15 protein-coding genes are annotated in these 14,312 nt (G+C 67.2%); 9 read left to right on the forward strand and 6 right to left on the reverse strand.

All coding sequences use genetic code 11. The features are described from left to right. Positions 1-3 precede the first annotated feature (3 nt). Entirely contained in the window at positions 4-828 is an 825-nt protein-coding gene (locus DWF00_RS00760) for a substrate-binding periplasmic protein (protein WP_181832572.1), read from the reverse strand. Positions 829-871: 43 nt separating this feature from the next. Beyond that, the gene (locus DWF00_RS00765) at positions 872-1,516 is read right to left on the reverse strand and encodes an HD domain-containing protein (protein WP_114828626.1); all 645 of its coding nucleotides are present in this window, start codon (positions 1,514-1,516) and stop codon (positions 872-874) included. A 131-nt stretch (positions 1,517-1,647) separates the two neighbouring features. Here DWF00_RS00765 and DWF00_RS00770 point away from each other — a divergent pair, with 131 nt between their 5' ends. Next, complete coding sequence (locus DWF00_RS00770; RefSeq protein WP_181832573.1) at positions 1,648-2,547, forward strand: LysR family transcriptional regulator; 900 nt, start codon at positions 1,648-1,650, stop codon at positions 2,545-2,547. On the opposite strand, the gene DWF00_RS00775 is transcribed toward DWF00_RS00770, so the two are convergent. Further along, positions 2,544-3,587 carry a GMP reductase gene (locus DWF00_RS00775; RefSeq protein ID WP_114828628.1) on the reverse strand — a complete coding sequence of 348 codons (1,044 nt, stop codon included), beginning with the start codon at positions 3,585-3,587 and terminating at the stop codon, positions 2,544-2,546. The genes DWF00_RS00770 and DWF00_RS00775 overlap by 4 nt on opposite strands. A gap of 184 nt (positions 3,588-3,771) precedes the next feature. Between DWF00_RS00775 and DWF00_RS00780 the strand changes: the two genes are divergently transcribed. The 5 genes from DWF00_RS00780 to DWF00_RS00800 are packed head-to-tail and all read left to right on the forward strand — an operon-like array spanning position 3,772 to position 6,260. Beyond that, positions 3,772-4,125 (forward strand): ArsR/SmtB family transcription factor, encoded by a 354-nt coding sequence (locus tag DWF00_RS00780; protein ID WP_114828629.1) that lies wholly within the window; start codon positions 3,772-3,774, stop codon positions 4,123-4,125. Continuing rightward, on the forward strand, positions 4,122-4,598 hold the full coding sequence (locus tag DWF00_RS00785; RefSeq protein WP_114828630.1) for an SRPBCC family protein: 477 nt from the start codon (positions 4,122-4,124) through the stop codon (positions 4,596-4,598). The genes DWF00_RS00780 and DWF00_RS00785 overlap by 4 nt, the downstream gene beginning before the upstream one ends. A gap of 13 nt (positions 4,599-4,611) precedes the next feature. Next, a complete protein-coding gene (locus tag DWF00_RS00790; RefSeq protein ID WP_114828631.1) occupies positions 4,612-5,085 on the forward strand; it encodes an SRPBCC family protein in 474 nt (157 codons plus the stop codon). An 18-nt stretch (positions 5,086-5,103) separates the two neighbouring features. After that, positions 5,104-5,754: a glutathione S-transferase family protein gene (locus DWF00_RS00795; RefSeq protein WP_114828632.1), complete on the forward strand. Its 651-nt coding sequence runs from the start codon at positions 5,104-5,106 to the stop codon at positions 5,752-5,754. 41 nt (positions 5,755-5,795) lie between these two features. Further along, positions 5,796-6,260 (forward strand): SRPBCC family protein, encoded by a 465-nt coding sequence (locus DWF00_RS00800; protein WP_114828633.1) that lies wholly within the window; start codon positions 5,796-5,798, stop codon positions 6,258-6,260. A 149-nt stretch (positions 6,261-6,409) separates the two neighbouring features. On the opposite strand, the gene DWF00_RS00805 is transcribed toward DWF00_RS00800, so the two are convergent. Further along, complete coding sequence (locus tag DWF00_RS00805) at positions 6,410-7,498, reverse strand: DMT family transporter (protein WP_181832574.1); 1,089 nt, start codon at positions 7,496-7,498, stop codon at positions 6,410-6,412. A gap of 250 nt (positions 7,499-7,748) precedes the next feature. On the opposite strand from DWF00_RS00805, the gene DWF00_RS00810 reads away from it, so the two are divergent. Beyond that, complete coding sequence (locus DWF00_RS00810; protein WP_181832575.1) at positions 7,749-8,867, forward strand: AbrB family transcriptional regulator; 1,119 nt, start codon at positions 7,749-7,751, stop codon at positions 8,865-8,867. Between the two features lie 4 nt (positions 8,868-8,871). Here the strand turns inward: DWF00_RS00810 and DWF00_RS00815 are convergent, their stop codons facing one another. Next, positions 8,872-10,044, reverse strand: a complete 1,173-nt coding sequence (locus DWF00_RS00815) for a glycosyltransferase (protein WP_114828636.1) — start codon at positions 10,042-10,044, stop codon at positions 8,872-8,874. A 164-nt stretch (positions 10,045-10,208) separates the two neighbouring features. On the opposite strand from DWF00_RS00815, the gene DWF00_RS00820 reads away from it, so the two are divergent. After that, positions 10,209-11,261 carry a glycosyltransferase family 2 protein gene (locus DWF00_RS00820; RefSeq protein ID WP_114828860.1) on the forward strand — a complete coding sequence of 351 codons (1,053 nt, stop codon included), beginning with the start codon at positions 10,209-10,211 and terminating at the stop codon, positions 11,259-11,261. 60 nt (positions 11,262-11,321) lie between these two features. Beyond that, entirely contained in the window at positions 11,322-11,726 is a 405-nt protein-coding gene (locus DWF00_RS00825; protein ID WP_114828637.1) for a carboxymuconolactone decarboxylase family protein, read from the forward strand. A 64-nt stretch (positions 11,727-11,790) separates the two neighbouring features. Here the strand turns inward: DWF00_RS00825 and gyrB are convergent, their stop codons facing one another. After that, complete coding sequence (gene gyrB, locus DWF00_RS00830; protein WP_114828638.1) at positions 11,791-14,208, reverse strand: DNA topoisomerase (ATP-hydrolyzing) subunit B; 2,418 nt, start codon at positions 14,206-14,208, stop codon at positions 11,791-11,793. Positions 14,209-14,312: the final 104 nt, after the last annotated feature.

The raw sequence follows: 14,312 nt of genomic DNA on the forward strand, positions 1-14,312 counted from the left end.
GGATTACTTCTTGGTGTCGAAGAGCGAGGTCCGCGACAGGTAGGAATCATAAAGCTCCGCCGCCTTGTTGTTAGCGACGATCCAGGCCGCGAAGGAATCGAGGAAGTCCTTCCAGTCCGAGTCGCCGTAGCGGATCGCCCAGCCGTTCTGCTGAGTGCTGAAATCGGCGTCGAAGGCGGGCACCGCCCATTCGTTGCCTTGCACCTTCGTCCACCAGCGGATCGTGATGCCGTTGGCGAAGGCGATATCGGCATCGCCGCGGCGCACCGAGTCGAACACGGCGAGGTCGGTCTGGGACTGCAGGGCCAGCAGCTTCGCCTTCGGGAAGATGCGCTGCGAGACCTCGTGGTCGCGGCTGCCGGCCTGGACCGCGATGGTGACCGAGGGATCGTTCAGGTCCTCGATCTTCTTGAAGCGGCCGGCCTTCTCCTTGCTGACGATGCCGTTGATGCCCTTGGCGGCGAAGGGCCGCACGAAGTTGATCTCCAGCGCGCGCGGCGCGTTGTAGAGCAGGCTCGCGCCGAACAGGTCGCAATCGCCGCGGTTGAGCGAGAGCGGCGCGGTGCCGAACTGCACCTCGACCGGCTCGACCTTGACCTTCATCCAGTTCGCCAGCTCGTTGACGAGGTCGACGAAGACGCCGGTCCACTGGCCGTTGCGCGGGTCCTTGTAGCTGTCGGGCGTGACCTGCGCGTAGCAGACCTTGAGCACGCCCTCGCGCTTCACCTTGGCGAGCACGCCCTCCTTCGGCTGCGCGGCCGCCGGCAGCGCCAGTGCGAGCATGCCGGCAATGAGGACGGCCCGTTTGAGAATCCTGCTTCCGATCATCGACATATCCCCTCGTTTGTTGGTCTCGTGAATTGGATTCAGCTCACTCGGCCGCCTTCTGCATCTCGCGTGCCTTGCGGGGCTCGAACTTCTTGGTGAAATGGTCGGGTATCGTGCCGTCCTGCGTCAGGCCGGAGGCGGCCGATATCGTCCACCAGGCAACGTCGGCCTCGTGCACGATGATGCATTCGAGGCTGCGCTTGACGTTGTCGCCCTCGGGCGAATGGCAGGCGGCGATATGGGCGATCGCCTCGGGCAGGCCGACGGTCAGGCAGATATAGGCGCCGTAGACCGGGTGGCGCAGCGAGGGTCGGCCGACCAGGCTGGCATCGGCCTTCCAGCGTTTCTGGTTCTCGGGATCGCATTCGAAGGCCTTGCCGACATCGTGGCAGAGCCCACCGGCGATGACGATGTCGCGGTCGATCACCGCTTCCGGATAGACCGCGGCGAAATAGTCGACCGAGGCGAGCGCGAGCCGCGTCACGCCGCTGAGATGGACGTTCTGGCCGCCGCGCCGCATCACCATCATGCCGGGATTGGCCTCGCCCGGAATCTCGCTGATGCGCGAGAAGCTCGACTTCTCCAGCGCCAGCGCCCAGGCGTCGATCGTGCCCTGCCGCAGGGCGGGATCGCTGATCCACTCGATCTCCGGCAGATCCTCGAGAATGCTCTTGCGCAACTGGTCCATGCGCCTTGTCCTTCTATCGTCAAAAGCTCCCCTGCGGAAAAGCTAGACAGCAAAGCGAGCATCGTAAAATTTGATTTTCGGATGGCACATCATTGCATAAGGCAATGCATGGGACATGCGAGGATCAGGCCATGCGACCGACGACGGCCCAGCTCGAAACCTTCTTCTGGGTCGTCCGGCTCGGCTCGGTGAAGGAGGCGGCGCGCCACCTCAACCTGGCCCAGCCGACGATCTCGTTGCGCCTGCAGGAACTGGAGGCGCAGTTCCAGCGCCCGCTCTTCGACCGCGTCGCGCGCCGGCTGACGCTGACCCCGGCCGGCGACGCGCTCCTGCCGCGCGCGTCGTCGCTCATCCACGAGCTCAGCGGCATCCGCGAGCTGATCGGCGGCGCCCTGTTCGCGGCCGGCGTGGTGCGCGTCGGACTGTCGGAGACCTTCGCGCAGATCTGCCTGTCCGACTGCATGAAGCTCCTGGCGCGGGACTTTCCGGCGCTCCAGCTCGACATCACCGTCGGCACCAGTGCGGCGCTGGAACATCAGGTCGTCGAGCGCCAGCTCGACCTCGCCTTCGTCGTCAATCCGGTCGGCGACCCCAAGCTCGCGGTGATCCAGCTCGGCATCCAGGACGCGGTCTGGGCGGCCGCGCCATCGCTTGGCCTGCCGCGCGAGATCACGCCGGCGCGGCTCGCCTCCGCCCCGATCGTCACCAACCCGCACCCCTCGCCGATGTACCGCCAGATCATCGACTGGTTCAGGGAGGATGGCATCGAGCCTGGGCAGATCTGCCGCTGCACCAGCGTGGCGCTGGTGGTCGAACTGGTCAGGGCGGGCCTCGGCGTCAGCCTGCTGCCGGCGCGGCTGATCGAGCCCTTCCTGAACGACGGCTCGCTCGTCGCGTTGCAGCCGGAGAAGGAGCCGACGCCGTCGCGGCTCTATTGCATCTACCGCTTCGCCGAGCACAGCCCGCTGGTCGAGGCGGTGCTGGGCGCGGCGCGGCAGGCGATCACGGATCTGCGGTTCGTGAAGGCCTAGCTCCCGAACACCGTGTTCAGCTGGCTGCCCACCATGATGAAGGTCGTGCGCTTCGGCACCTCCTTCAGGCTGACGGCGCCGATATAGGTCATGGCCGAGCGCACGCCGCCCATCAGCTCCTGCATCGTGTCCTCGACCGGGCCGCGATAGGGCACCTCGACGGTCTTGCCCTCGGACGCCCGGTATTTGGCGACGCCGCCGGAATAGCGCTTCATCGCGGTGTCCGAGGACATGCCGTAGAAGGTCATGCCGACGGCGACCTTCTCGCCGTCATGCTCCTCGTAGCGGATCTCGCCCTCGCATTCGTCATGGCCGGCGAGCATGCCGCCCAGCATGACGAAATCGGCGCCGCCGCCATAGGCCTTGGCGAGGTCGCCCGGCACGGTGCAGCCGCCATCGCCGCAGACCAGGCCCTTCAAGCCATGCGCGGCATCGGCGCATTCGATGATGGCCGAGAGCTGCGGATAGCCGACGCCGGTCATCTTGCGCGTCGTGCAGACCGAGCCCGGCCCGATCCCGACCTTGACGATATCCGCGCCGGCCAGCAGCAGCGCCTCGGTCATGTCGCCGGTGACGACGTTGCCGGCCATGATCGCGGCATCGGGAAAGGCCTCGCGCGTCGCCTTGACCGTGTCGACGAATTTTTCCGTGTAGCCATTGGCGACGTCGAGGCAGATCTTCGAGATCGGCACCTGCTTATGGACGTGCTTCAGCTTGTCATGGTCGGAATCCGTCGTGCCGAGCGAGTAGAATGCGTTGGCCGACTCCTTTTCCCTGAAAAAGGCGACGAGGTCGTCGGCGTTATAATGCTTGTGCAGCGCCACCATCGCACCGTGCTTCAGCAGGGCGCGCGCCATCGCCATCGTGCCGACCACGTCCATGTTGGCCGCGATCAGCGGGAAGCCGGTCCAGTCCTTGCCGGTATGGGCGAAGCGGAAGGTGCGGTTGACATCGACATGGGCGCGGCTGCCCAGCGTCGAGCGCTTGGGCCGGATCAGGACATCCCGGAAGTCGAGCTTGGGATCGTTCTCGATGCGCATGATGGATAAGCCTCGGGGCTGCTCGATAGCGAAAACGGGAGCACGTCGAAGGAGGCGTGCCGGGATTCATAGCCGGTTGCGGTCGCCAGAGGCAATGCACCGGGCGCGGGGCAGCTCCACCAGACACTTTAGCAACTGCTAAAATATCGTTGGACAAGGGCCGCGCGGCGCAATACTTAAGCGTATGCTTCACCAACCAGCCCAGCTCGACCTCATGTTCCAGGCCCTGGCGGATCCGACCCGCCGGCTGATGGTCGAGCGGCTCTGCGACGGGCCGGCGAGCGTGAGCGAACTCGCGGCCCCCTTGCAGATGACCCTGTCGGCGGTGGTGCAGCATCTCGCCGTGCTGGAGGAGAGCGGGCTCGTGCGCTCGCAGAAGCAGGGCCGTGTCCGCACCTGCCAGGTCGATACCCAGGCCCTGCGCTCGGCCGAGCGCTGGATCAGCGAGCGCCGCACGCTCTGGGAAAAGCGCTTCGACAGGCTGGGAGCCTATCTCGCCGAGAATCCGGAAGAACCGAAGGAAGGACCGCAGACATGACCGACCGTTCCGTCGTCCACGCCACCATCACCGTCGAGCGGACCTACCGGGCCTCGCCGAAGCGCGTTTTCGCGGCGTGGTCGAGCAAGGAGGCGCTGCTCAGCTGGGGCCTGCCTGGCGAAGGCTGGATCTCCGGCTACGAGCGCTTCGACTTTCGCGTCGGCGGCAACGATCGCAGCCATTTCGGCCCGGCCGGCGGCGAGACCTATGTCAACGACACCACCTATCTCGATATCGTCCCCGATGCGCGCATCGTCTCGGCGGGGTCGATGACCTCGGCCGGCACGCGCCTCTCTGCCGGCTTGATGACGGTCGAGTTCCAGGCCGCCGGCAATGGCGGCTGCCATCTCGTCATGACCGAGCAGGGCGCCTTCCTCGACGGCCACGACCTGCCGGAGAACCATGAGGCTGGCTGGAACGAGATGCTCGACAAGCTCGGCGACCATCTCGCCCGCGACCAGGCAGCGGCCTGAGGAGATCCGGCAGATGAGCGAACGCAGCGTGACCCACGCCACCTTCACCATCGAGCGCCTCTATGATGCGTCGCGGACCCGCGTCTTCGCGGCCTGGGCCGAACCCGCCGCGAAGCAGCGCTGGTTCGCCTGCCATGGCGATTGGACGTCGGGGCCTCACCAGCTCGACTTCGCCATCGGCGGCCGCGAGCACCTCTCGACGCGTGATAGCGAAGGCGTCGATCACATCTATGACGCCATCTACCAGGACATCATTCCCGGCGAGCGCATCGTCTACGCCTATCAGATGCATCTCGGGACGCGGCGCATCTCGGTCTCGCTGGCGACGGTCGAGTTCCGGTCCGAAGGCAAGGGCACAAGGCTCGTCTTCACCGAGCAGGCCGCCTTTCTCGATGGCTACGACCGTCCGGACGAGCGCAAACTCGGCACGCGCGCCGGCCTGGAGAACCTCGCTGCGGAACTGCAGCGCCAAGCTGCTGCCGCCTGATACGAACGAGGCCTGCCCATGTCGCTCACGCTCTACTACCACCCGCTCTCCTCCTACTGCCAGAAGGTGCTGGTGGCGCTCTACGAGAACGGCGCGCCGTTCACGCCGCAATTCGTCGATCTCGGTGATCCCGGGCAGCGCGCCGACTTGTTGAAGCTCTGGCCGGTCGGAAAATTCCCGGTGCTGCGCGACGGCGAGCGCATCGTGCCGGAATCCAGCATCATCATCGAGCATCTCGATCGATACCATCCGGGCAAGACCCGGCTCATCCCCGAGAATGGCGACCTCGCCCTCCAGACCCGCCTGCGCGACCGCTTCTTCGACCTCTACGTGCACAAGCCGATGCAGGCGCTGGTCGGCGACAGGCTCAGGCCGCTGGAGAGCCGCGACCCCTACGGTGTCGCGGAAGCCAAGGCACGGCTCAGCGCCAGCTATGACATGATCGAACGCGACATGGCCGGCCAGACCTGGGCGATGGGCGAGGACTTCACCCTGGCCGACTGCGCCGCCGCGCCCTCGCTCTACTATGCTGACCGCGTCTTGCCTTTCCGCGACAGCCATCCCGGAATCGCCGCCTATTTCGAGCGGCTGCTGCAGCGCCCGTCCTTCGCCCGGGTGGTCGAGGAGGCCGGCCCCTATCGCCACATGTTCCCGGCCGCGCGCGACTGACGCCGGCCCCTCCCGCCATCGCGATCCTCCGAGAGAGAGCCATGACCAAGCGATCTGTCGCGCATGCGACCTTCACCATCGAGCGGCACTACGATGCCACGCCGGCCCGGGTCTTCGCCGCCTTCGCCACGCGCGAGGCCAAGGCGCGCTGGTTCAGCGGGCCGCCGGAATGGGGCCCGGCCGAGGGCGGGATGGATTTTCGCGTCGGCGGCCGCGAGACCAGCCGGGGCGGTCCCAAGGGCGGGACGGTCCACGCTTTCGATGCGATCTACCAGGACATCGTCCCGAACGAGCGCATCGTCTTCAGCTACGACATGCATCTCGACGAGACCCGCATCTCCGTCTCGCTGACCACGATCGAGTTCAAGCCGGAGGCCGGCGGCACCAGGCTGGTCTTCACCGAGCAGGGCGCCTTCCTCGACGGCTACGACGATGCCGGCGGCCGCGAGCACGGCTGGGGCGAGGCTCTCAAGCAATTGGGCTGCGCGCTGCAGCAGGCGGCCTGAGAGCCCGGTTGATAATTCTACTGGCGCGGCCGCCTGACGCGGTCGTCTGCGCTTCCGGTGCTCACGGACCAATAGTCCGCTGCGCTCCGGTTCTCGACAACCACGCCAGTCGACTCGCGCCAGCGAATTCTCAAACGGGCTCTGAGGCGTCAGGCGGCCGGGATCAGCGACCTTGCGTTCTTGCGCACCGTGAAGAGCGTCGCGCCGATGACAATGGCGGCGCCGATCCAGGTCGGCAGCGCCGGGATCTCGGCGAAGAAGACGAAGCCGGTGAAGCTCGCCAGCAGCAGGCGGCTGAAGTCGATCGGCGCCAGCGCCGACGCCTCGCCGACCTGATAGGCCCGCGTCAGCAGCCATTGCCCGGCCGTGCCGAAGACGCTGAGCACGATCAGCCAGAGCCATTGCTGCGGCGTCGGCCAGACCCAGACCCACCAGGTCGGCACGGCCAGCACCACGATCAGCACGATGCCCTGCCAGATCAGGATGGTGTCGGTGCGCTCGCTCGCGGCCAGCATGCGCACGCTCACGGTGACGCAGGCGCCGAACAGCGCCCCGCCGACCGACATCAGCGCGTAGACGTCCAGCCCGTCGGCCGAGGGGTTGAGCATGATGATCACGCCGACGAAGCCGATGATCGTCGCGACCCAGCGCGCGCGGTCGACCGTCTCCTTCAGCACCAGCACGGCGGCGATGGTGACGAACAGCACCTGGCTGAAGCCGATCGCGGTCGCCTGCGCCAGCGGGATGTAGATGATGGCGCTGAAGCCGCAGAGCATCGAGGCGAGCGTGACGAGGCCGCGGAAGACTTGCAGCCCCGGCCGATCGGTATGGATCATCGCCGGCAGCTCGCGCATGGCGAAGGCGATGATGATCAGGCTCATCACGATCTGGCGGACCATCAGGATCTCGACCAGCGGGATCATCGGCCCGAGATATTTGAACAGCCCGGTCATCACCGCGTAGACGAGGAACGACGAGACCATGTAGATCGAGCCGCGCAGGTTCGGCGTCGCGCCGCGCCACCAATGCCTGAAGCGCCGGCGGCGCGTGGCCAGCCAGCCGCTCGCGCCGGATTCGGTCACGCCCGAAATTGACGCGAGCACGATCGGCGCTGCGTCGTCGGATTGCGCCGGGAGAGGGTCGGGCTCGTCGGAGGCGCGGCCGAAGGGCGCCCCGTCGCCGAGGTCATCGTCGAAATCCGCGCGGTGCTGCCGCCCGGCCTGCCGGTCTTCGCTCATTGCCCGAACCATCGGCCAGGTGCGAAGGCGCCCCGGCTCGTCCTCCCATTCCCATCAATTCATTGACGAATCGTGGCTGCACAACCAGAGGGGCGCGCACATGGCTGGGTTGTGGCTGGAGCCGCGTCCCGCCCTCGTGGCAGGGCCGACATTCGCGCTGGCGGCTGTCTGGATCGGCCGAAGCAGTGTACGAGCCGGCGATGGTCCGGCTTGGGGCCGGCTTCTGCGGCTTGAGGGGTGCGAGCGCGGCATGCGGGACCTGCTGTCCGATTGGGTGAGCGGCCTGCGCGCCTTCAGCATCCACCGCTTTCCTTATCGCCGCTTCGCGCTTGCCCTGTTCCTCGGTGGTCTCGGCGGCTGGCTTTTCGTTCTCGCACGGCTGCCGCTGCCCTGGATGCTCGGCTCGATGGTGTTCTGCACCGCCGCCGCGCTGTTCCGGGCCCCGATCGCCGCGCCCAGTGTCATCCGGCCGCCGATGAGCGCGGTCATCGGCGTCATGCTCGGCGCCGGCTTTCGGCCCGATATCGTCACGCAGCTGCCGAACTGGCTGCCGACGCTCGCCGGCCTCGTCGTCTTCATGGTCGTCAGCGGGTTCTGCTGCGTCACTTATTTCCAGCGCGTCGCCGGTTTCGACCGCATCACCGCCTTCTTCGCCGGCATGCCGGGCGGCTTGATGGAAATGGTCCTGATCGGCGAGGAGAAGGGCGGCGATGCCCGCATCATCGCGCTGATCCACTCCGCCCGCATCCTGCTGGTGGTGATCACGCTGCCCTTCATCGTGCAGTGGATCGAGGGCGTCTCGCTCAGCGTCAACCGCTCTTCCGGCCCGTCCTTCGCGCAGACGCCGCTGCTGGCCGAGCTTTCACTGCTCGCCTGCGGGGTTCTCGGGGTCATGGCCGGCCACCTGCTGCGGCTGCCGGCCAAGCACCTGATGGGCCCCATGCTGGTCAGCGCGCTCGTCCATCTCCTCGGCTGGAGCGAATCCGCCCCGCCTTACGAGATCGTCACCATCGCCCAGCTCGTGCTCGGCGTGACCATCGGCTGCCGCTTCGTCGGCACGCCGCCGAAGACCATCCTGCGGGTGCTGCTGCTCTCCGTCGGCTCGACCGTGATCCTGCTCGCCTGCACCTTCGGCTTTGCCTGGGCCGTGGCAAAGGTCTCCACCTATGGCCACGTCCCGCTGGTCCTGGCCTACTCGCCGGGCGGGTTGGCCGAAATGAGCCTGATCGCGCTGGCGCTGCACACGGAAGTTGCGTTCGTGGCGGCCCATCATATCGCCCGCGTGCTGCTGGTGATGGTCGGCGCCGGGCCGCTTTTCGGATTGATCGCTGGCGTGGCGCCACGCCCGGCAGCGGCCGCCGCCGAATAGTGCTTCAGCGCGCCGCCGCTTCGAGCCCGCGCGCTAATGCTGCCGCAAGCGCAGTTCGCTGGCTGGCCATGAAGGCCGCGCCGTCGATGCGCTGATCGGCCCCGGCGCGCGAAGCCCTGACGCGCTCGACCAACGCCGCCGCGAACCCGGCCGGGCTGTCGGCCAGCGTGAAATTCGCCGGCATCGCGCTGAAGCCGCGGCAGGAAAGTGAGGTCGCGACAGCGGGCCAGCCCAGCTGCATCGCTTCGATCGTCTTCAGCTGCACGCCGGTTCCGGCTCGGCTGCTCAGCGCCAGCACCCGGCACGAGCGCAGGAAGGCATCGGCATCCGGCACGCGCCCGACCAGCTTCACCTGCGCAGAAACGGCCGGCATCTCGCCCGGCAGCCGGCCGGCGACCGCGACCGTAATATCGGCCGGCAGCAGCGGACAGACCTCGCGCAGGAACCAGTCGAGCCCGATGAAGTTCGGCGCCCAGGTCCAGGTGCCGATCAGGCCGATATCATAGGCGGTCGCGGCTTCGGCCGGCGCGGCGGCAGCATCCGGCTGCGCGCCGGAGACGAGCGGCAGCGCCGCCGATTTGGCCTGGTAGTCGGGACCGAGCGCCGCCCGGTCCTCCTCGGCCAGCGTCCAGATGAAGCGCGCTTCGCGCCAGAGCCGGCGCTCGATCTTTTCCAGCAGCCTCGCCTCGCGCGCGAACAGCCAGCGCATGGCCGGATTGCTCGTATGCGCCGCATTCTGCTGCGCCGAGACATGCTCGATGTTGTGCTCGACCAGGATGCAGGGGCCGAGCGTGGTCAGTTCCGGAAAGGCGCCGGGCAGCATCACCGAGTTCAGGATCAGCGCGTCGAACGGCCCGCGCGCCCGGATCGCCTCCACGAACCTGCCGCGCCCGGCCATCAGCAGCTTGGCTGATGCGATCGGCAGGCCATGTGCCAATGCAGAAGCCAGCCATTGCAGCTTGCGTTTGGCTGATACGGCGGCATTCTCGATATCGACGGCGTCGACCACCACCGCCTCAGCCGGCTCGGCCGGCGCCTCGCCCGGTCGCAGGAAGCCGAAGGCCGTGACCCCGTGGCCGACAGCGCGCAACGCGTCGAGGATCGCCGCATTGGCGATCTCGAAGCCGGTATCGGGCTTGGCGACCGGGATCAGCGAGGTGACGAAGGCGAGACGCAAAAGGACGGGACCTGACGCAGCGAAGCGATGAGAGCAGAGGCGATATGGGCCGCGTCAGGTCAAGTGCTGGTGCCGACTATGCTCAACGGCTTCTGGCGTCGCCAGCCCTGGTCTCGCCGAATCTGCTCACCGAACCTTAAGTCAGCCCATGCATGGTGGCGGCCATGACAGCAGCAGCGCCAGTCTCGAAACAGCAGGCCGGAAGCGGGCAAGTGCCGGCGATCCGCGGCTTCGACGCGCCCAAGACCTTCGAAATCCTGGCCGGTTCGCCGGAAGCCCTGCTGCGCGACGTCCAGAGCGTCGTCTGCGTCCCCACCTTCAAGCGTCCCGACCTGCTGGAGCGCACCTTGCGCTCGCTGGCGGCGCAGCAGGGCGGGCACGATTTTGCTGTGATCGTCGTCGAGAACGAGGGCGTCGAGCGCGCCGGCGCGAAGCGGGCGCAAGCGCTGCTTGCGGAAGGGCTGTTCAAGGGTTTCGTCATCGTCGAGCCGCGCCAGGGCAACTGCAAGGCCTATAACGCCGCCTGGCGCTGCGCGCTGACGCGCTTTCCGGCGCTGACGCAGGTGCTCGGCATCGACGATGACGAGGAGGCCGAGCCGCAATGGCTCGACGCCTTCCTGAGTGCCGTGAAATCCGCCCCCGCCCAGCTCTTCGGCGGCTCGGTCACGTCGAATTTCGAGGACGCCTCGCGCGCCTGGCTCGCAGCGCACCCGGTCTTCCGCTCGCATTATTCGGTCTCGGGCGCGGTGCCGATCCTCTATTCCAGCGCCAACTACCTGATCCGCCGCGAGGTGCTGGAAAAGCTCGGCTTCCCCTTCCTCGACGAGAGCTTCGACTTCACCGGCGGCGGCGACAGCGATTTCTTCCGCCGCGCCGGGGAGGCCGGCTTCCGCTTCTGGTGGGTGCAGGACGCCGCGATGCGCGAGACCATGTCCAGGCGGCGCAGCGAATTCGGCTGGATCCTGGCGCGTGGCCTGCGCAACGGCGCGATCTCCGCCCAGATCGAGCGCCGGCTCGACCCGAGCTACAGGGGGCGGCTGAAAGTGCTGGCGAAGAGCCTTGCATTGCTGGCCGCCTCGCCCGCGCGCGGGCTGATATTGGGCCTTCGCACCCGCTCAGCTACGATCGGCCTCTACCACGCCAAGGTCGCGCTTGGCCGCCTGATCTCGGAGTTCGGCGTCCAGAACGAGCAGTACCGCAAGCCCGACAAGAACTGAGACGGGTTGGCTCGGTCATTGCGATCCGCGAAGTGACCCAGCCTGCCAGGAGTTGACGCTATGGCCCATGACGATCTCACCGAAGCCGCGATCCAGGCGGGAATAGCGAGCTTCGAGGCGACCTTCGGGCGGGTGCCGGACAATTTCAGGCTGCTGGCGGAGCATGCTCCCGGCGCCTTCGCCGGCTACGGCCTGATGCGCAGCGCCATCATGCGCGACCGCGACGCCGGCGGCGCGCTCGACCTCAAGACCAAGGAGCTGATCTTCGCGCTGCTCGACACGCTGATCGGCCAGACCGCCGGCGCGAAGAACCACGCTGCGGCCGCCGTGAAGCTCGGCCTGACCCTGCCCGAACTGGCGGAAGGTCTGGTTCAGGTCGTCATGGCCGGCGGCATCACGACCTGGAACACGACCGGCGCCGACGTGATGCGCCATTGCGCCGGGATCGCCGCCGAGCAGCCATAGGCTCGGCGGGCCCGGCAGCCCGTTCGGCCCGAGCCCGCTCAGGGTTCGATGCTTGCGCGCAGCGTCAGGTATCGACCGTCGCGTTCAGCGCGTTGGTCTGGATGAACTCGCGGCGGGGTTCGACGACGTCGCCCATCAGCTTGACGAAGAGGTCGTCGGCCTCGTCGTTCTGGTCGTTCTTGACGCGCAGCAGCGAGCGCACGTCGCGGTCGAGCGTGGTCTCCCAGAGCTGGTCGGGGTTCATTTCGCCCAGGCCCTTGTAGCGCTGTAGCGAGACGCCCTTCTTGCCGATGGCGTTGACCGCGTCGAACAGGTCGCTCGGGCCGTTGACCAGGTGGTCGTCGCCCTTGCGGCTGAGCGTGCCCGGCTTGGCATAGGCCTCCCGCAGCGAGGCCGCGGCGGCATCGAGCTTGCGTGCCTCGGCGCTGGCGAGCAGGCCCGAATCGAGCGCCGCGACCTGCTTCACGCCACGCACCAGCCGCGAGAACATGAAGCCGCCCTCGGCCGCCCGGCCTTCCCAGCCGCGTTCGAGATCGTCCGAGACCGCATCGAGCCGGCGCGCGACATGGGCCGCGGCTTCGCTGGCCTGCGCCTCGTTCTCTTCGGATTGCGGATGAAGAGCGCCGGCGATCGCGACCTGCTCGACCACGCGCCGGTCATAGCGCGAATGCAGCTGCGCCAGCGTGTTGCGGATGCCGCGCGCCTCCTCGATCAGGGCGCGCAAATCGGCGCCGCCGCGCTCAGCGCCGTCGCCGGTGCGGAAGACCGCGCCGTCGAGCGTGCTGTCGACGAGGTAGTCCTCGAGCGCGCGCTCGTCCTTGAGATAGGTCTGCGACTTGCCGCGGGCCGCCTTGTAGAGCGGCGGCTGGGCGATGAAGAGATGGCCGCGCTCGATCACCTCCGGCATCTGCCGGTAGAAGAAGGTCAGCAGCAGGGTGCGGATATGGGCGCCGTCCACGTCCGCGTCGGTCATGATGATGATCTTGTGGTAGCGCAGCTTGGCGATGTTGAACTCCTCGCGGCCGATGCCGGCGCCGAGCGCCGTGATCAGCGTGCCGACCTGCTCGGAGGAGAGCATCTTGTCGAAGCGGGCCCGCTCGACGTTGAGGATTTTTCCGCGCAGGGGGAGAACGGCCTGGTACTCGCGGGCGCGGCCCTGCTTGGCGGAGCCGCCGGCCGAGTCGCCCTCGACGATGAAGAGCTCGGACTTGGCCGGATCTCTTTCCTGGCAGTCGGCCAATTTGCCTGGGAGGGACGCGATGTCGAGCGCGCCCTTGCGGCGGGTGAGGTCGCGCGCCTTGCGGGCCGCCTCGCGCGCCGCGGCGGCTTCGGCCACCTTGCCGACGATCAACTTCGCCTCGGCCGGGTGCTCCTCGAGCCAGGTCGAGAGCGCCTGGTTGACGACGTTCTCGACGACGGGGCGGACCTCGGACGAGACCAGCTTGTCCTTGGTCTGCGAGGAGAATTTCGGGTCGGGAACCTTGACCGAGACGATCGCGGTCAGGCCTTCGCGGCAATCATCGCCGGTAAGCGAGACCTTCTCCTTCTTGGAGATGCCCGAGCTTTCGGCATAGCCGGTGATCTGGCGGGTCAGCGCGGCGCGGAAGCCGGCGAGATGGGTGCCGCCGTCGCGCTGCGGGATGTTGTTGGTGAAGCAGAGCACGTTCTCGTGGTAGCTGTCGTTCCACCAGAGCGCGACGTCGACGGTGATGCCGTCCTTCTCCGAGCTCAGCATGATCGGCTTGTCGACGATCGGCGCCTTGGCGCGGTCGAGATAGCGCACGAAGGCCTCGACGCCGCCCTCGTACATCAGCTCCTCGCGCACCACTTCGGCATGGCGGGCGTCGGTCAGCACGATGCGGACGCCGGAATTGAGGAAGGCGAGCTCGCGCAGGCGATGCTCGAGCGTCTTGTAGTCGAACTCGATCATCGTGAAGGTCTGCTGGCTCGGGGTGAACGTCACCTCCGTGCCGCGCTTGCCGTCGGCCGGGCCGACGACCTTGAGCGGCGCCACCGCGTCGCCGTGGTGGAACTCCATGAAATGCTCATGGCCGGCGCGCCAGATCCGCAGCTTGAGCGAGACCGAGAGCGCGTTGACCACGGAGACGCCGACGCCGTGCAGGCCGCCCGAGACCTTGTAGGAGTTCTGGTCGAACTTACCGCCGGCATGGAGCTGGGTCATGATGACCTCGGCCGCCGAGATGCCCTCTTCGGTGTGGATATCCGTGGGAATGCCGCGGCCATTATCGGTGACGGTGACCGAGCCCTCCGCGTTCAGCGTCACGGTGACGAGGTCGGCATAGCCGCCGAGCGCCTCGTCGATGGCGTTGTCGACCACTTCGTAGACCATGTGGTGCAGGCCGGAGCCGTCATCGGTATCGCCGATATACATGCCCGGGCGCTTGCGCACCGCGTCGAGACCTTTGAGCACCTTGATGGAATCGGCGCCATACTCCTCGGCGCCGTTGATGGCATCAGTCATGAAGGGGTCCTTGAGCGGGCGGGGTGCTGCCCGCAATTCTGATTCGTGACACAAATATAGCTGGTAACGATGGCTTTTTCACGCGCGTACGCGTGCGTACGCGA

It is taken from the genome of Allobosea caraganae, assembly GCF_003351345.1.
Classification (GTDB): Bacteria; Pseudomonadota; Alphaproteobacteria; order Rhizobiales; family Beijerinckiaceae; genus Allobosea; species Allobosea caraganae.

What these genes read in the sequence shown, in the direction of transcription:
- DWF00_RS00790 (WP_114828631.1), top strand. Translation starts at nt 4,612, where the DNA reads ATGAGCGAACGCAGCGTGACCCACGCCACCTTCACCATCGAGCGCCTC.
- DWF00_RS00825 (WP_114828637.1), top strand. Translation starts at nt 11,322, where the DNA reads ATGGCCCATGACGATCTCACCGAAGCCGCGATCCAGGCGGGAATAGCG.
- DWF00_RS00820 (WP_114828860.1), top strand. Translation starts at nt 10,209, where the DNA reads ATGACAGCAGCAGCGCCAGTCTCGAAACAGCAGGCCGGAAGCGGGCAA.
- gyrB (WP_114828638.1), bottom strand. Translation starts at nt 14,208, where the DNA reads ATGACTGATGCCATCAACGGCGCCGAGGAGTATGGCGCCGATTCCATC.
- DWF00_RS00770 (WP_181832573.1), top strand. Translation starts at nt 1,648, where the DNA reads ATGCGACCGACGACGGCCCAGCTCGAAACCTTCTTCTGGGTCGTCCGG.
- DWF00_RS00775 (WP_114828628.1), bottom strand. Translation starts at nt 3,587, where the DNA reads ATGCGCATCGAGAACGATCCCAAGCTCGACTTCCGGGATGTCCTGATC.
- DWF00_RS00800 (WP_114828633.1), top strand. Translation starts at nt 5,796, where the DNA reads ATGACCAAGCGATCTGTCGCGCATGCGACCTTCACCATCGAGCGGCAC.
- DWF00_RS00810 (WP_181832575.1), top strand. Translation starts at nt 7,749, where the DNA reads ATGCGGGACCTGCTGTCCGATTGGGTGAGCGGCCTGCGCGCCTTCAGC.
- DWF00_RS00795 (WP_114828632.1), top strand. Translation starts at nt 5,104, where the DNA reads ATGTCGCTCACGCTCTACTACCACCCGCTCTCCTCCTACTGCCAGAAG.
- DWF00_RS00765 (WP_114828626.1), bottom strand. Translation starts at nt 1,516, where the DNA reads ATGGACCAGTTGCGCAAGAGCATTCTCGAGGATCTGCCGGAGATCGAG.
- DWF00_RS00760 (WP_181832572.1), bottom strand. Translation starts at nt 828, where the DNA reads ATGATCGGAAGCAGGATTCTCAAACGGGCCGTCCTCATTGCCGGCATG.
- DWF00_RS00785 (WP_114828630.1), top strand. Translation starts at nt 4,122, where the DNA reads ATGACCGACCGTTCCGTCGTCCACGCCACCATCACCGTCGAGCGGACC.
- DWF00_RS00780 (WP_114828629.1), top strand. Translation starts at nt 3,772, where the DNA reads ATGCTTCACCAACCAGCCCAGCTCGACCTCATGTTCCAGGCCCTGGCG.
- DWF00_RS00805 (WP_181832574.1), bottom strand. Translation starts at nt 7,498, where the DNA reads ATGAGCGAAGACCGGCAGGCCGGGCGGCAGCACCGCGCGGATTTCGAC.